At 57.1% G+C, this 16,230-nt stretch carries 11 protein-coding genes; 7 read left to right on the plus strand and 4 right to left on the minus strand.

Annotated elements, in window-relative coordinates:
* Positions 1-48: 48 nt before the first annotated feature.
* The 7 genes from IPH10_10115 to IPH10_10145 all read left to right on the plus strand — a co-directional run bounded on the left by IPH10_10115 (position 49) and on the right by IPH10_10145 (position 10,060).
* Entirely contained in the window at positions 49-1,122 is a 1,074-nt protein-coding gene (locus tag IPH10_10115) for a hypothetical protein (GenBank protein MBK6911269.1), read from the plus strand.
* A gap of 304 nt (positions 1,123-1,426) precedes the next feature.
* The gene (locus tag IPH10_10120; protein MBK6911270.1) at positions 1,427-3,511 is read left to right on the plus strand and encodes a hypothetical protein; all 2,085 of its coding nucleotides are present in this window, start codon (positions 1,427-1,429) and stop codon (positions 3,509-3,511) included.
* 26 nt (positions 3,512-3,537) lie between these two features.
* Positions 3,538-4,107, plus strand: coding sequence for a hypothetical protein (locus IPH10_10125; GenBank protein ID MBK6911271.1), 570 nt, complete (start codon positions 3,538-3,540; stop codon positions 4,105-4,107).
* A gap of 2 nt (positions 4,108-4,109) precedes the next feature.
* Positions 4,110-5,180: a hypothetical protein gene (locus tag IPH10_10130; protein ID MBK6911272.1), complete on the plus strand. Its 1,071-nt coding sequence runs from the start codon at positions 4,110-4,112 to the stop codon at positions 5,178-5,180.
* Between the two features lies 1 nt (position 5,181).
* A complete protein-coding gene (locus IPH10_10135; GenBank protein MBK6911273.1) occupies positions 5,182-6,819 on the plus strand; it encodes a peptidyl-prolyl cis-trans isomerase in 1,638 nt (545 codons plus the stop codon).
* A 72-nt stretch (positions 6,820-6,891) separates the two neighbouring features.
* A complete protein-coding gene (locus tag IPH10_10140; protein ID MBK6911274.1) occupies positions 6,892-8,847 on the plus strand; it encodes a hypothetical protein in 1,956 nt (651 codons plus the stop codon).
* A complete protein-coding gene (locus tag IPH10_10145; protein ID MBK6911275.1) occupies positions 8,840-10,060 on the plus strand; it encodes a cytochrome c3 family protein in 1,221 nt (406 codons plus the stop codon). The genes IPH10_10140 and IPH10_10145 overlap by 8 nt, the downstream gene beginning before the upstream one ends.
* A gap of 107 nt (positions 10,061-10,167) precedes the next feature.
* On the opposite strand, the gene IPH10_10150 is transcribed toward IPH10_10145, so the two are convergent.
* The 4 genes from IPH10_10150 to IPH10_10165 all read right to left on the minus strand — a co-directional run bounded on the left by IPH10_10150 (position 10,168) and on the right by IPH10_10165 (position 16,023).
* A complete protein-coding gene (locus IPH10_10150) occupies positions 10,168-11,649 on the minus strand; it encodes an MCP four helix bundle domain-containing protein (protein ID MBK6911276.1) in 1,482 nt (493 codons plus the stop codon).
* A 349-nt stretch (positions 11,650-11,998) separates the two neighbouring features.
* A complete protein-coding gene (locus IPH10_10155) occupies positions 11,999-13,795 on the minus strand; it encodes an MFS transporter (protein MBK6911277.1) in 1,797 nt (598 codons plus the stop codon).
* Positions 13,796-14,212: 417 nt separating this feature from the next.
* On the minus strand, positions 14,213-14,773 hold the full coding sequence (locus IPH10_10160) for a hypothetical protein (GenBank protein MBK6911278.1): 561 nt from the start codon (positions 14,771-14,773) through the stop codon (positions 14,213-14,215).
* A 581-nt stretch (positions 14,774-15,354) separates the two neighbouring features.
* Complete coding sequence (locus tag IPH10_10165) at positions 15,355-16,023, minus strand: helix-turn-helix domain-containing protein (protein MBK6911279.1); 669 nt, start codon at positions 16,021-16,023, stop codon at positions 15,355-15,357.
* Between the last annotated feature and the right edge of the window lie 207 nt (positions 16,024-16,230).

A 16,230-nucleotide genomic window follows, 5' to 3' on the forward strand; every position in this document is an offset into this window, starting at 1 on the left:
AATCATCTCGTCGTAGAGGTGAATATCTGTAGTCTAAGGAGGTCTCTAATGAGACGGTCTGTTATGTTCGCTCTGTTAATCGCGGCTATGGTTTGTCTGCCGCTGTCGAACGCTCTTGCGTTCCACGATGAAGGTGTTGCTTACTGTGCGGGTTGCCATACGATGCACAACACCAATGGCAACAATGGTCTGATCGATCCGTCGGGCACGGGCTTCCCGTATCTGCTCAAGTACTCGAATGCCACCGACCTGTGCCTGTCGTGCCATGCGACGAGCCGTGGTAAAGTATGGGCCGCCGACCCGATGAATCCGGGTGCGGAACGTGGTCCGGGTAACTTCGCCTTCTTGCTGGAAGACAATATCAATGACGGTCGCAATGGTAACTTGCCGGCCAACTTCATTCCGGGCTGGCGTGCTGGCCACACGGTGATTTCTCCGAGCCGCGGCACGGTCGCGGATGCGTTGAACACGATCTCTCCTGGCGGCAACTACCCGGCGTCGGCGCTGGGCTGCACGAGCTGCCACGATCCGCACGGCAACGAGCACTATCGTCTGCTTTACGGCGCGGGTGACCATGCCGAAGCTGGTAACTTTAATTATGTGAACGCGGCGCCGGTGGCCCTTGGTTTGGACGTTCACGACGACGCGGCGTTCGAATCGGACGTCAACCACAATGCGTACCAGAGTGGTATGAGCGCTTGGTGTGCCAATTGCCACGGCAATTTCCACAACAACCAGAATCAGTATCGTCACCCCAGTGGTGTTGGCATGAGCTCGTCGGTGCAGAATACCTATGGTATCTACGCCGGTACGATGAATCAGAACGGCGGCACGCCGTCGGCTTCGTATATCGCGGATGTTCCGTTTGAAGATCCCGACATGACGATGACCTACACAGGCTCCCCGGATGCCAATTCCAAGGTAAGCTGCATCACTTGCCACCGTGCGCACGCGACCAGCGCCCAGAATTCGGGCCGTTGGGACTTCAACGTGACGTTCTTTGAGGATGATGGACAGAACTCTGGCTCGTACGTCATGCCCCAGACCTACAACAGCCTGAATCAGCGTTCGTTGTGCAACAAGTGCCACAACAAGGACGCCGGCGACCACAATCCGTTCTAAGTCTAGCGGAGTAGTTTGGTTCGATTGATTTTTTGGATTTCGTTCTCTGACAACACGTTTGGCCGCGGCCTTTGGGTGCTGTTCCTCCCCTTTCAAAACCTGGGGGCCGCGGCAATTTTTTCGAGCCAGTGCGCTCACGTTACCAGACTTGTTTATCGCAGTCCTTATGGACCGCAACCATTCACATGTCGCGAAGGACCGATTGCGGAGTATCTCCGCAGCCCCGGTCCTTCTTTTTGCCCCTTCATGTGACAGATAAATGATAACAAATCACGACTATTAATGATACTATTTGAAAGCTCCGATGCGAGCACCTTTTCGCCATAAATCGCCGTACGGATTGTGTTGGGTTACGGCCACCTTGTTCTGTCTGATCTGCGTCCTGTTAAGCGACGTTGCACGGGCAGAGTGGGGTGGCTCGCTGTCTGGAAGCGCGGCGTCATCGGAGCAGGACAGCCTGCGGTCACGCTCATTGGATCAAAGCTACACTGTATTTACGAATGGCGAGACCTCAGCGACACTGCGCTATTCGTTATCCGGCATGTTTCGTCACTTGCAAAGCCAGGCGAACGAAGGTCCTTATTCGTGGCGCACCGAGGTCCGGCCGACGGGGTCGCTGAACTGGCGACCGGGAATACTCGATGTACGAGCCGACGCCGCCTATCGCGCAGATCGCGACGAGCAAGGCGCTTCAAAGCTCACCAGTCGCACAGCATCGGTGCACGCGCAAACTGTATGGGATCGCCTGCCGCGTTTATTCGGGTCGCTAAACTGGTCGAAGAACGTGGACGATCTCGAACTGGTGGGATACGATACACGTTCCCAGCAAACCGCGGCCGGCGCCACGTACAGCAATAGCACGCTCTTCACGAACTACGAGTTCTCCGAACATCGTACTCGAAGCGTAGACACGGGCATTGACCGCGTTTCCGTTTCGCATAGCGGACGCGCAGACGCGACGCGGACACTTTTGAAACGACTGGTCAACATTCAGGGCGGCTATCAAGTCAACACGCGCGCCGAACGTGATCAGTCACAGATCTCCGGTGAAATACTGACGCCGGTGCCCGCCTCCGGCCTCTATGGTGACGATCTCGCGCCGGAATTCGATGCTTTGATTGAGGCGCCGGGATTGACTGACGGATTGTATGGGATTCCGGCGAGTGAAAACTTTGACCTTGGCAACGGCACCGCGCACAACTTCGGGCTCGACCTCGGCATCAGCACGACGGTGGATCATTTATATTTGTATGTAGACACTCTGGGCGTCGTACCTTTCAACTGGACTGTCTGGCAGAGCACCGACAATCTCACGTGGACGCAAGTCGGCGGATCAAAGCAAGGTGTGTTTAGCTCTTTCTTTCAACGTCTCGAGTTCTCTTTCGCACCGTTGCAGACGCGCTACGTCAAGCTGGCCCTCTCGCCGCAGTTGCTGAGTTCGCCAATTGAAGTCACGGAGTTGCGGGCCTTGGTAACGCGCACGGCGGATGCACCTGAGAATCGCACGACAGACCAGCGCGGCGACGCACGTTTGCGCGTGACTCCGGCGCGCTGGTTCTCGATGGAAGTAGCGGGCAGTGCACTACGTCAAGAAGGGTCACTGTTGACGTTGGCGCGCGAGGAAGACGGCCTGCAGTCATCATTGCGCTTCGAGCCGTCGCGGCGCCTTGACCTGTCCGCACGCTATCAATGGACACAGACATCTTACACCGATTTAGACACGGCCGCGGGACAGACATCGGCCGCGGGTGTCGCCTTGCGCTCACGATGGAGTCGCGCACTTAGCACGACCGCAACGATTGACCGTGGAGAAGAGCAGAACGAGACGGCAACTCTGCGCCGCTACGATCATGCGCGGTTTGACGTGATGGCTCAAGTGCTACCCGCATTGCGCGCGTCAACACAGCTGAGCTATAGCGAAGACTCGCGCTTCGAATCAGATGATATGATCTTCGCTCGCTCTGTGACTACAACGCTTGATGGCGAACCGACGAATCGTTCGCAGCTTTCGCTTTCGCATCGCTATGAAACTTACTCGGCGCGTTACACCGCGGTGCGAAAGTATCGCGCATCGGTTAGCGCGCGAATGGCCTATCGGTTGACCAGCACGATACAGATGTCGGCGGATGCGACCGCCAGCGAGGATCCGACGCGCACCGATCAGTCGTACAATGCGTTTACTTCGTGGCAACCGGTACCGAAGATGTCTTTTGGCGGTTCCTATAATCGGATCGAGGGCGATCACACGCCCTCGTCGAACCAATACGCCCTGCAAGCGGTTTTCAACTGGACGCCGCGCACCGAACTTTCCTTCTCTTATTCGCTCAACGAGCGCGACGACGAGGCCGACGCCTCGACATCCCGCATCAGTTTGTATTCGCGGTTTTAGTATTGCCAACCTGCCGGTTGCCATTCATGAGAAAAATCACTTCCTTCCTTCTGCTGGTCAGCACGGCCTGTATCGTGGGCTGTGCGGCACGCCGCACTACTATTTTTGTCCATCCGGAGTACGACTTCGGGTTGGTGGAGCGCGTGGCCGTCGTTTCGTTCGAGAATCTCTCGACTGAGCAAGGCGTAGCGGGTTATGCGACGCGGCTGTTTATGACGGAACTCTTGGCAGCACAGGCTTTTGACGTCGTAGAACCCGGCGAAACGGGCCGTATCATGCGCGACTTGAATCCGACGCGCGGCGGCGAGTTGGATCTGGAGAGCCTGCGGCGGATGCGCGACTCACTGCAAGTGCAGGCGGTTATATTTGGTTCCGTCGGTGAAGCGGCCGCTGTTCAAGGCCGCGGCGCAACTGGCCACGTTGTCAGCATTGACGCTCGTATGGTGGACTGCACGACCGGCAGCACGGTGTGGTCAGCTGCTGTTTCGACGGGACAGCCGAGTTCTGTATCGAAGATGTTGGGCACGGGTGAAACGTCACGCAGTGACGCCGTGCAGCGTGCGGTTCGTAAACTCGTTCGCTCGTTACTGGAGTGAGCGTGGCCACTTGGCGCCTCATAGCCTGGTTGATTGCGCTCGCGTGGAGTTCAGTGCTGTCGGCGGGCGAACGCATCGCGTTGCTGCCCCTGGTGGACAGCGGTGAAGAGAGCGCCAGCCGCGGGCCTTTGACAAGCGAGCTGCGATCGCAATTGATTCGCGACGGTTTTGATTTGATTTCTGAGGATTCCGTCGCGGCCACTTTGCGGCAACTGCGCCTGCGCAATACAGCGGCTCCGCTTGATGCTGAAATTGAGACAATGGCAGGAATGATGGGCGCGGACTTCCTGCTTGTTGGCACAATTCATCGTTTTCGGACGGATACACTGTTGTCCGAAGCCTGCGTCTGCGTGCGGTTGATTCGAACTTCGGACCTGGTAGTGACGTGGAACAATTGTGTGACCCGATCAGGCGGCGGCGAGATTTCGCTGCTGACGGCGCGTGCAACGCGTTCCGGAACGCGCCTGGCACGGGCCGTTGCGCGTAAGCTGGTGTCGGATTTCACGCTTGAGCCCAAAAAGCGACGCACGGAGGTCACCGGTCTGGTCGTGGGTCGTCGTGAGAAGATCACTCAGCCCTGCTCGACGGTAGCCGTGATACCGCCCACCGATGAACAAGGCTATTCGCTGGGCAGCGAGATGATTGGCGATCTGCTGGGTGTGGCCTTGCGGCGGCGCGGTGTGAATGTCGCGGACCGCGGCCGCGTTCGTGCGGTGATGTTGGAAGGCGAGGACTTGCGATACGGTCAGTCCGTGAAGGATATCAGCCGCCTGCTTCGTGACAGTCTCGGCGTGGATCTCATTCTGACCGGTTCGATCAGCGAGCTTACCCTCGCACGGGACGCGGGGTTGGGAGCTCAGCCGGTCGTGGCTCTCCAGTTGCGCTGGATTGACCCGTCAAGCGACGCGGTAATTTGGGCGGAGACGCTGGAACGCAAAGGCGACGATAGAAAAGGTCTGTTTGATGTTGGAATTGTACATAGTCCGGCGCTGCTGGCCCAACAAGTGGTGGACGATTTCGTCTCCGACTTGCGCCTCGTGCGTCGGCGAGTGGAACCAATAAGGGGCAACTGAAATGCTCGGAACTCGAATCGCGCTGATCGTCTTGACGGCGCTGTTGGTTTGTGGAACTGCAAGGGCCGAAGATAAGATCGTCTTGGCAACCGTAAACGGCGAGGAAATTACTTCGGACGCATTGCTGAACGAACTGCGGAACATCCACTCCGAACAAACGGAGGAAGTGCACCGCGCCGATTTCAACGTCAATCGGCTGCTTCAAAAGCTCATAAATGACCGGCTATTGGCGCAAGACGCGCGGGATTTGGGGCTGAATCAGGAAAAGACGATCACGGACGCCGTTCGATGGTTCCGCGAAACGCAGGCATTCGAACTGCTGGTGCGCGATGTGCAGCCGACGACGTTTGAAGTGTCGGAAGATGAAGTTCGTGCGTCATTCGATCACAACTATCAGCGTGTGATGCTGCGGATTCTGTGCGTGCCCGACTCGAGTCTTTCTGCGGCGATCGCCGACAGCATAGTGGGGCAGGGCGTCTCGATGGCGTCGCTGGCGCAGCGGCACGCGATTGATAAGTTCAAGGACGTCGGCGGCGACGCTGGTTTGTTTCCGCTGTTTGACATACCCGAACATCTTGCCAAGAAGATCGAAAGCGTTCCCTCGGGTACGCTCGTTGGACCGATGATGCTATGGCGGACGTGGGCGCTTGCCCGGGCCGATGCGATCCTGCCGCCGGAGGAAGAGCTCTATGACAGCGTTAAGGTCATCTTGAAGAACTTCCTGTTGATGCAGCGCGGCGCGGAATTCCGCAAGGATTTCATCGCTCGCGAAGGCGCGGCAATTCCTGTGATGGTTGATTCGACGGCGATTGATTCCATTCCGGGGCGCTTCGCGCTGGGCGAACCGGGCGTGGGCACTGTCATCGTGCGTATCGGCAAAGACCGGGTTTTGACCTCGGAAGACCTGCAAAACAAGTTCACCCACCGCTACATCGCGCGCGGCGATCGCAATCAGTGGGACGTCCTCTATGAAGTGCTGGACGAGCAGTTCGACCTAATGATGCTGAAGGAGATTGCCAAGCAGCGCAAGTACTTGGATGACCCGCGGATCGACTCGAGCGCGGTCGCGTTTGAGGATTCCATGCTGATCGTGACGTACTTGCAGTCGGTCATCGCGCCGACGATTAAGATAACGGACGCCGAGATTCAGGAGTACTATGACGGTCACCCGGAGCATTTTCACGAGCCGGGGCGCGTGCAGGTGGCAATTCACACCCGTGGCACGATAGACGAAGCGCGCGCCGATTACGACAAGGTTGTCGCCGGTGCGGACTTCTCATGGATCGCCAAGCAGTATTCGACCGACGAGTATAAGGATCGCGGCGGTCTGCGCGACTGGGCCAGCCTGGGCGAATTCCCGACTGCTATTGCCATGCAATTGGACACCTTGCCGGTGGGCCAGTGTCTGCCGCCGCTGGTGGGCGACCAGGGGTTCGCGGTTCTGAAACTTGTGGCGCGGGAACCCGGTTCACGCCGGCCGCTGGCCGACGTGCGCGAGAGCGTGCGCAGCGTGATCAACTCGCGCAAGGAATTTGAGGCGATTGACGCAACGCTGCAGGATCTGCGAACACGTTCCGAGATCACGATCAACGAGTCCGCGCTGAACAGCATGATGCTGTCAGGAACCGATGAGAATTAGACCAGGCACTTTCACGAACGACGATACCCGGAGGAAATCCTCCTGAACTCGCAAACATTACACCGCATTCTCTTGCTGCTGTTCGTCGGATTGGCCGCCGCTCTGGCGCTGCAGAATCATGCTGCGCAAGCGCAAGTCAAGCGCGGTTCGCGCTTTGGCAAACAGCAGAATTGCCTCGAATGCCATGACGCGAAAGACTATCGGGGCAAATTCGCACATCAGCCGGCCGAGCAGGGCGAGTGTTCAGCTTGTCACCTGCCGCACGGCAAAGTTGGGGCGCTGCGTCTGAAAGCCAGCGGCTCAGAGCTTTGCACAAGCTGCCATGCCGCCGATTCCCTGGGATTGGCCGCGAAATTCGTGCATGATCCGGCGCGAGCCGGGCAATGCACAAGTTGCCACGATCCCCATCGCGGTGAAACCCGCAATCTGCTGAAAACCGCCATGCCGGAGATGTGTTACGCGTGTCACGCGGCGGCAGAGTTCGAAAGTACCCACAAACACAAACCGTTGGCCGACGGCTGTGGTTCGTGTCACGACATTCATGGCAGCGATCATGCAAAATTGCTTAAGCAGGAGCCCATGACGCTGTGCCTGAGTTGCCACGGCAAGAAAGACGCGACGTTTGCCGACCAGCATGCGGGCTATCCCGTTGGCGACAAGGACTGCTCGACCTGTCACGTGCCGCATTCATCGGAAGCCAAGGGGCTGCTTCCCAAGCATGTCCACGCGGCGCTTGATGGTCCCGATTGTTCGGGCTGCCACGTAGCATCCAGCGAAGCCAATCCCTTCGCATTGGTGGACGATGAACGCGCAGTTTGCACGGGATGTCATGATCCGCTTGAAGCGCACGGCGAGACCACGCACGCTGCCGTCAAGGACGAGAATTGCACCACCTGCCACAATCCGCATGCGACGACGGAGCCGGCACTTCTAAAGGCCAAAGATATCCTCTTGTGCGGTGAGTGCCACGGCGCGGAGCTTGATCGCACGAAGTTTGCGCACGGCCACGCCGCCGCAAAAGAGGCCTGTGTGACCTGCCACGACGGGCACGGCAACATGCAGACAAAGCTGCTTAAGGCCAACGATAATTCACAGTGCCTATCCTGTCATGCCGACGTCGCCGCGGCCATGCAGCAGGCCGTGCCCCACGCCGCGCTCGACAGCGAGCCGTGCTGGAGCTGCCATGATCCGCATGGAACGAACAGCGAGAAGCTCCTGGTCAAACCGCAGGATCAGCTCTGTCTGAATTGCCACGACGATCTGAGCAAAGAATTCGCGCGCGTTGACTTGCATGAACCATTTCGCAAGGGCGAATGTTCCGATTGCCACGCCGTGCATGGCGGTGCGAACGGCAAACTGCTGGTCGCCACTGACAATTCGCTGTGCTCGAACTGCCACGCTACGCTTATGGCGGAGAGCGACAGCCTGCACATGCACCCGCCGTTTGTAGACGGCGCCTGCTCCGATTGCCATGCACCGCATGCCGCGGACCACAAGGGTCTGCTGAACCAAAGCATCGCCAGCACCTGTGCCGAGTGCCATTCGGACGTGACCGACGGAATTAAGACCGCCGCGTCCGTGCATCGGCCCGTCGCTGAAGGCCAATGTACGGCCTGCCATGATCCGCACAAAAGCGCCAACGAGAACTTGCTGCTCGCGACGTCCGGCATGCTCTGTTTGAATTGTCATGCCGACATAGATAGTTCGCGCAACTCGACCTATAAACACCCGCCGGTATACTCGGGCGAATGTCTGAATTGCCATAGCGCTCACACGAGCAGCCACAAGGCGCTGCTCAGCGAAGCGATGCCGGGGCTGTGTGTGAGTTGCCATGATGTCAGCGGCCCGGACTTCCGCGCGGCACATTTGGGACAAGCGGGCGACCACTTCAACTGCGCGCTGTGCCACGATGCGCATGGATCGAACAATGAACACCTACTCATGACCAATCAGCACGCGCCATTCGAGTCGGGAGACTGCTCGGCCTGCCACGTTGCAGCGGGAGACGCGGAGGTGGACGATGATTAAGACACTTGTGTTGACGCTGGCGGCGGCCTTACTGCTGTGGGCGCCGATTTCGGCGCAGGACATGCCGAAGGTGAATCAGCGCCAGGCGTGCATGGAATGCCATGACGACCTGGCGGACGACTTGACCAAACCGTATGTGCATGGTCCGCTCAAGGCCGGTGAGTGCACCGGCTGCCACGCGCCGCACGCGTCGCGCCATGACCAGCTTCTGCTCGACGGCGAAGGGGATCTCTGCGCGAGCTGTCACAGCGAAACTCAACAGTGGCACAGCCAACCGGTGCAGCATCAGCCTGTGGCGGACGGTCAGTGTACGCGCTGTCACGATCCGCATGCGTCCGACAAAGCCAATCTGCTGACGGCGTCGCCTAAGGAACTGTGCGCGACCTGCCACACCGAAGTGCGGGACTGGCTCGCCAAGAGCACGACGCACGCGCCGATGAAGATCGGCCAGTGCTATAAATGCCACGATGTACACGGCGGGCAGAACGACTACCTGCTTACCAAGGGCGAGAACGAACTATGCAGCTCATGTCACGGCAATGAGCAGAAGCTGCGGGAACGGCATGTGGGCTTTGATCCGGTCGGCGCGCGCTGTTCGGCATGTCACGATCCGCACGCGAGCGATTCGCCGGGTCTGGTCATGAGCAACAAACACGCGCCGTTTGAAGAGAAGGATTGCGCGGCCTGCCATACGACTCAACAGGCGGACGGCAGCTATCCGCTGAAAGGCGCCGTGCAGCAGGTCTGCGCAGATTGCCACAGTGATGTCGTGGACAAGTTCGCCCGGTATATGCCGCATGGTTCGACTCCGGAGCGCTCCTGCGAGCAATGCCATAACGCGCATGCGTCGGATCAGAAGAAGCTGCTTGGCGGCACGGAGAAGCAGCTTTGTACAAAGTGTCACGATCCTTCGCGCGGCGTGGAAACCGTCGGCGAGAATCCGCACACGAAGTACGCTTGCGGCACGTGCCATGAACCACATGGCAACGAGCGTGGAGGCTATCTCAAGAAGCCGATTCTGGAACTGTGCGCCAGCTGCCACCAGCATCAGCACACCGTTGCGCACCCGATGGGCGATAAAGTCACGGATCCCGTACGTGGCGGTCCGCTCGACTGTTTGAGCTGCCACGATCTGCATGCGTGGACGTCGGAACCGCTGATGATCGCTTCGGGAGAACGCGATCTCTGCGTACGCTGTCATCGCGATAAGTAACTCCAGGTTCGTCGAGTGGCGACAAGGAAAACCCCTGCCCGGTTGATTCGGGCAGGGGTTTTTTGTTTCGGCGGTTAAGCTACAGGATTAATGAAATCGAGTGCGTCTCAGTGTCGTTGACTCGATCCGCCATGTACCATATGCAGCAGGCTGTTCATCAGGCCTCGCAGTTGCTCAGATTGCCCGGCCAGCTCTTCGGATGCCGAGGCCCCCTCTTCGGCATTGGCGGCGCTGTTCTGTGTGACCTGATTAATCTGCTGAACCGCGATCGAAATTTGCTGAAGTCCGTGCGATTGCTCGGAAGATGCCGTCGCGACATCATTGGCCAGATTCGTGACCTTGTGCACGGCATCGCTGGTGCGCGTCAACGCCACGCGCAAGTCTTCAGTGATGATGGCCCCGTCTTTCACCCGCGTGACGTTGTCTTCAATAAGAGTGCTGGTGGTCTTCGCGGCCTCGGCGGCGCGCATCGCCAGATTGCGCACCTCTTCGGCGACGACAGCGAAGCCCTTTCCGGCTTCACCAGCGCGCGCTGCTTCAACCGCGGCATTCAAGGCGAGTAAGTTCGTCTGGAAGGCGATCTCATCAATCGTTTTGAGGATTTTCGACGTCTGATCAGATGCAGATTTGATCTGACCCATTGCCGTTTCCATCTTGTTGGCCGCGGTAGCGGAATGCTTGACGGCATCATTGACTTGATTTGCCAAGGTCGAGACTTCGGCCGAGCGATCCGCGTTCTGATTTGTCATCGCGGTTAGCTCTTCGACGCTCGCCGATGTCTCTTCAATGGACGCGGCCTGCTCCTGCGTTCCCTGTGCAACGCCTTGAGATGCCGCGGACACTTGGTCTGCGGCCGAAGCAATCTGCTTCGCAGCTTCCGTGGCTTCCGTGACAACCGCATCCAACCGTCTTGATAGTGACGTTGAGAGTGCGAATCCCAACAACATTGCGGCGACCAGGCCGACGATGACAAATGAAATGGCGACTTTCCCAGAGCGGGTGGCCGTCGCCATTCCAGCGTCGGCTTCCGCGATGCCCATCTTCAGGTTGAGGGCCACAATCTCGCGCAATTTGTCCGTGGCCATGCGCGTGTCCTTTTTCATCGCGCCCTGGGTGATCACCTGCATTTGATGCGCGAGCTCGTCGAGCTTCACCGGATCAGCCGTTGACAGCGAAGTCTGCGCGACGGTATTGAACTCGCGCCAGCCCGACTTCCAACTATTCCAGAGCGGGAGAAACTCATTCCACAACGCGGATTCTTCCGTGGTGTGCGGCAGCGGCTCAAAGATGCCGAATCCCTCTTCTGCTTGCGCCCAGGCCTTTGCAATACGGTCAGTGTATTCCTTGCGCGCATCTAAAGGCAGGTCCGTGTCCATGACCATATAGCAGTTTAGGCGAACGCGATTTTGCGCGGCCTCGATCATCTGCAAACCGTACAGACTCGGGCTGCGGACATCTGCGTACGCGTGCAACGCATCCGCTACACTTGTAGTACCCCAGTATCCCACACTTCCGACAATTGCCAGAATCACGGCAACTAGCCCAAATGCTCCAAAGAGCTTGGTTCTTAGCGATGAGTTCCCGAACATGGTTTCTTCTCCCTTTTGCCCGTCAAAGTGCTGGCGACATACTAATCATGTCACATCTTGGTGACGCGATGTACTGGCAATGCACGTGCCAGATATTTACCATGAACACAGAAAATTCGATACTGAATTCGCGCAAGAACTTGAGTTTAGGTCAAAAGGCCGGATGTTCATGCTGGGTGTCCTTTCTCATTCGCCTTTGTTGATTCGATTAGTCGGTGCATTCGATTTCTATCCGTCGCACGAGATATGCACGCGCATTGTGTGAACTACTTGAGAAACCGATCTAATCAAACGAGCCCGGGTAGAATTACCCGGGCTCGCTTACGCTCGAACTTGATATAGTATGGAACTACTCTGGATTACCCCGTTTCAACACCAATCGGTCATACAACACCAGGATGACGGCCGTCAAGAGCGCTAATCCTCCAAAAATCATCCACATTAGATCGGGTCTTCCCTGGTCGCGCGCAAGGGAACCATATAGCTCACCTGACAGCCTTCCTCCGAAAATATTGCCGAGTGCGATGGTCCAGAAGTAGAAACCCATATACATCGCGACCTTCTGCTGTGGTGCGATGCGTCCGACATACTCCTGACTCTTTGGCGACGCAATCATCTCGCCGAAGGCAAAGATCGTAATGGCCAGCGTCACAAGCCAACCGGTAGAGAGCCACGCGCTCATCCCAATTCCCACGGCCGATACGAGAATGCCGACCACCATGACTGACAGTGGTGGAAAGAAGCCGATCAGGAACGACACGAGAATCTGAAAGACAACTATCGCACCCGCGTCAATGTTGATAATGTACTCCGGGTTTACCTGTCGGTACTTCTCCGCCCAAGTTCGGGCGAGCGTCTGCGCAGCGCCCGAATCCACCACCCACTTGCCATCGTTCGACGGTACAGCACCCAACCCCGCCAACGATGCGCGGATATCATCCTCGGGCACACGAACCTTAAAGTCAAACAAGGTCCGTCTGAACTTCGTGGCCTCTTCCTGCGATATGCCGAAACGCGCCACGGAGCCTTCGGCCGCGCGCGGCGCGGATTGCTCGCTGACGTATTTTTGAATCTCCGTGGCCAACAATGGCTCATTGACCGCGGCAAATTCGCGGGCGAAGTCTTCCCCAACCCAATTGCGTGCCGTGTGCACCATGTCGCTGGTATCCACAAAATCTCGGATATACTCGGGCATCGTCAGGAAGATCTGATTAAACGACGTCCAGAATCCTGACAGAATGAGAAGGTACAGCGCGAACTTCCAATTGCCGAGTTTGAGCGGCTGCATCAGCCACGAGCCCGCCGTCATCGTCTTGCCGCGCGCCCGCAGTGGGATATCCAGAAGCATGTTGGCCGCGACCCAGATTGCGCCGATCCAGAGCATCTGATTCCACGTGATATAACGTCCCGAAATTGCCAGCAGCGAGAGCAGGACGAAGACCAGCAGGAAGAATCGCCCGTTGCCGAGAACCTCGACGATTCCAGCCAGCACCTGCTTGATTGATCGCTTCTCGCCGCTCGCCGCTTCGGTAGTCGGTTCTTTATAGAAGACCAGCAGCCAGATGAAGTTGCAGGCAATCCAGAACGACGATGCGATGAACACCCAATCCCAACCATATCTCACGCGCACGATGCCCGCCACAATCGGACCGACGAATCCGCCGATATTGACCATCATGTAGAAGATGCCAAACCCCATCGAGGAATTCGTCTCGTCGGTTGTGCGTGCCACCGTGCCGACTACGACAGGTTTGAAGATCGCCGCGCCGACCGCCACGAATAGAAACGCCATGAAAAACGCCCCGAACGCGTGGAACTGCCCGAGCAGATAGTATGCGGGCACCATCAGGGTATAGGCGACCAGAAACGTCTTCTTGTAACCGAAGCGGTCGCCCAACGCACCGAACACGACAGGCAAGAGATAGAGGATGAACGGGACAACGCCCTGCAGCATACCACGCTGCTCGGACGTGAAGCCTAAGGCGCCTTCAGCTTTTGAACCGGTAATGTATAGCGTGGAGACGGCGAAAAAGCCGTACCAGGCCAACCGTTCAAAAATTTCCATCGTGTTGGCGACCCAGAAACTCTGCGGCAGCTTCGAGCGCGGCTTGCGCGCTGCGCCGGGGGAAGGAGGTGTACCTGTCATGGGGGGAGTGTCCGCTCAGGGGTGAGAATGCGAACGGCGCTGGGCCGAAGGAATCGGCCAGCGATGAATGTCAAGAAACACGAAAAGCGCGACGGATTTACCGTGCGCGCCGCTCAGTCAAACAAAATTGTTGAGACGTTCCCGCGAGCCGCCATAAGTGACGCCTGCCGCTAAAGTGTCTCAGCATCCTGCCCAATCACCTACGGCTCGACCGTGGTGACGCTCAAGATATTGATAATAATGTGTTTAATATATTATTTTGGCGCGACCTCGGGGCTCATCGTTCAAGAGCCGACCCTGCTTGCCCAGCCCAAGGTGCGCCGCGACCAGCACAGAGAATTTAGCGAACCGTTAGCAAGAATGCAATTCTTGAACACCCGCCACTGTGATGTACAGTGGTCTGCGGTGCTGCGGTCGCTACCTCTTGTCGGCCTCTGCCGCGCGCTTAAATAGCATCCCGGCCACTACAAACGCCCCGGCGAACATCGCGTTCAAGATGAAAACGCCGACGATCCCCGGCGTATTATCAAAGGACGGCCGCCAGATGATCAGCGCGACGAACGGCACCAGTGCCTGCGCCGCTGCCGTAACGAACGCCGCCCTCGCCATACCCTGCGGCCGGAGCCGTGCGCTGGCAATTCCAATCAGCCCAACCACAATCACTCCGACATACAGCGCGTTCGCCGGATTATCTTCGGAGCCAATGATGCCGACCGCGAGATTAATCCAGATGAGCGCTAATCCTGTCATCACCGCAACGGCGACGCCAAGCCGGTAAACGGGGCTTTTCGAAGCGCGAGATATCATCACATACGCCAGACCCGTCCCAAACAGCAGCACACCGGCGATAACAAAATCGGACACCGACCAGTTAACCTCGCGTGTGAACCGCATGGCCATCAACGGCAGCAAGAGAATTGTGGCCGTTACCAGTGTGATGTTCCGAAGTTGGCGGCGCATGCTCGGCACAGCGTTCATCGGCGTGTTATCCTCTGTGGTCAATTTGTTTCAGGGCCAGTGAATATACGAAGTACTCCTGTTCGAAGTTCCGTCCATAACTAATCTTGCCCCGAAAACTGAATCACCTTGCAAGTTTGAGATCGGCCGTATTTGGAGGGTGAAGCAGGCTGGTTTGGTCAGGGCTAGATATCATCCGAAGCAGAAGACTCCGATGGAGTACCGGACTTCAAGATGGATCAGGCGGATCGGTTAGTATGTCGCCGTAGTCACGAGAGCAGGTGGTTTCACCGCCTGGCAACGTACAGATTCAAACGTTGAGCATTGTCGGTTTCTTCATAAGCGCACCGTGGGTGGGTCGGACGTGGCACACCCATAGCAGGTCTTCCCAAAAAAAATAGCCCGCAAGCCATATACTCAATAGCTTGCGGGCATCAGCGGAGAGAGGGGGATTCGATGAATCCAAATTTCTTATGCCTCAGTATTTACGAGAATTGCGCTGAAGCTATTTGGTTTCACTGCACTTCGCATCGGTTCGGCATTGGTACAGTTTGTCACGATTTAGCTCGGTTTAGCACGGCTGTAGGCACAGATCTGGCGCATCAGCGTCGTTTCTTCGGCTGCGAGCGCATATAATGGTCAAGGTCGGATTTCCGAAAACGCTTTTGCGGTGTCCGTATCAGTATTCCACTTTGCGCGAGCTTGTATACTTTGCTTGTCGACAGCGAAAGGTAGTCAGCGGCTTCGGCTGTCGTCATTACGTCCGGAGCGACTATGGCACTTGGAATGCCTTTGCGGTCCAAGAGGGTTCCCTGGACAATATACGCACGCATAGGCAAGTCTGTCAAGTCCTTCCTAAGTTTGGAGAATAAGTTCTCTCTATCCTTCACTATTTCGCCCGTGACTTCAAGAACCCCGTCCTGCCCTACTGTAAACCAGTAGTGGAATCCCTGTTCATCTACCAGCATCTGCAGCTGATGGGCATCCCCAAGCACAACGTCTTTCAGCCTAAAGCCGGGTCGGAGAACAATCGAAATCGTTTCACCAGCTTTCATCACCTCGTTGATGTGCAGGATTCCGTTTGCGTTGATAATCGGTTTGCACTTTCGCAGTGATCTCGACGAGGTGCCTTTGGGGGCCATCTGAGAGTTCAAGATCGACGATACCTTGCCTAGTGACAGATCGATTTCAAGCGGAGGTTCAAAGCGATGTTCTTGGCGCAAGGAATTCTCAACATGATCGAGCAATGTGATGTGCCGCGAAATCACCATACGCGTCCTATGTGGTCAAGCCCCCAACGGCCGAACGGTGGGTAGAATCTGGTATCCCGACCCAAGACAACGGTCTGCCATGTTAACGTGAATCGGGACTGGGTTTCCGGTGACGGGTAAAGCGTGTGGCAGAGTTCCCACACTGATAGAATGGCGTTTGGCGAGATAGTTATATTATTGTTTATCATAAATTTGACAAATCACCAT

The sequence above is a fragment of the bacterium genome (assembly GCA_016702305.1).
Lineage (GTDB): Bacteria > Electryoneota > RPQS01 > RPQS01 > RPQS01 > JABWCQ01.

What these genes read in the sequence shown, in the direction of transcription:
- IPH10_10115 (MBK6911269.1), top strand. Translation starts at nt 49, where the DNA reads ATGAGACGGTCTGTTATGTTCGCTCTGTTAATCGCGGCTATGGTTTGT.
- IPH10_10120 (MBK6911270.1), top strand. Translation starts at nt 1,427, where the DNA reads ATGCGAGCACCTTTTCGCCATAAATCGCCGTACGGATTGTGTTGGGTT.
- IPH10_10125 (MBK6911271.1), top strand. Translation starts at nt 3,538, where the DNA reads ATGAGAAAAATCACTTCCTTCCTTCTGCTGGTCAGCACGGCCTGTATC.
- IPH10_10135 (MBK6911273.1), top strand. Translation starts at nt 5,182, where the DNA reads ATGCTCGGAACTCGAATCGCGCTGATCGTCTTGACGGCGCTGTTGGTT.
- IPH10_10145 (MBK6911275.1), top strand. Translation starts at nt 8,840, where the DNA reads ATGATTAAGACACTTGTGTTGACGCTGGCGGCGGCCTTACTGCTGTGG.
- IPH10_10150 (MBK6911276.1), bottom strand. Translation starts at nt 11,649, where the DNA reads ATGTTCGGGAACTCATCGCTAAGAACCAAGCTCTTTGGAGCATTTGGG.
- IPH10_10155 (MBK6911277.1), bottom strand. Translation starts at nt 13,795, where the DNA reads ATGACAGGTACACCTCCTTCCCCCGGCGCAGCGCGCAAGCCGCGCTCG.
- IPH10_10160 (MBK6911278.1), bottom strand. Translation starts at nt 14,773, where the DNA reads ATGAACGCTGTGCCGAGCATGCGCCGCCAACTTCGGAACATCACACTG.
- IPH10_10165 (MBK6911279.1), bottom strand. Translation starts at nt 16,023, where the DNA reads ATGGTGATTTCGCGGCACATCACATTGCTCGATCATGTTGAGAATTCC.